This is a genomic window from Streptomyces apricus (assembly GCF_008369065.1).
Classification (GTDB): Bacteria; Actinomycetota; Actinomycetes; order Streptomycetales; family Streptomycetaceae; genus Streptomyces; species Streptomyces apricus.
Window position 1 is genome coordinate 1 of the sequence record NZ_VDFC01000308.1, and the last position, 503, is coordinate 503.

Annotated in this window: 2 pseudogenes; one reads left to right on the forward strand and one right to left on the reverse strand. The window is 71.7% G+C overall.

The window, feature by feature from the left end:
* Positions 1 to 183, reverse strand: a pseudogene (locus FGF04_RS40795) (hypothetical protein); the annotation flags it as partial.
* 144 nt (positions 184 to 327) lie between these two features.
* Here FGF04_RS40795 and FGF04_RS41595 point away from each other — a divergent pair.
* Positions 328 to 503: pseudogene (locus FGF04_RS41595) on the forward strand (ATP-grasp domain-containing protein); the annotation flags it as partial.

The following is a 503-nucleotide window of genomic DNA, read 5'->3' on the forward strand; positions in this document are numbered from 1 at the left end:
GTGCCACGACGCCGGTCGTGCCACGACGCCGGTCGGCGCGGCGGGCGGGACCGGTTCGGCCGCCCGCCCGCCCGCGGCGAMCCCCGTCCCGGACGCGAGGGCGGCCGAGGTGAGGAGTCCGGCGGTGAGTACGGCGGCGGTACGGGCCGGCCGTCTGGTTCGGGTCCGTTGCAGTGGGGCCATGTCCACTCCTCGCGCTTCATTTCCACCGTCCACTGACACCCAGTCATATGTAGGGGAACTGCGCCAACCGAGTCCGGGCGCCGGAGACATGCCCCATCACCCGCACGGGTGAGACATCCGAACAGACTTCGAGGAATCAGGTTCATGCCGTCCTTCGACCTCCGCGTCCCGGCCGTACTGCTGCGCGTCGACCGCAACCCCTTCCACCACGGCACGCTCGGAGCCGTGCGTTCGCTCGGCCGGGCCGGGATCGACGTGCACCTGGTCGCGGACTGCGCGGGCAGTCCGGTGGGCGCGTCCCGGTTCGTGCACCAGATGCA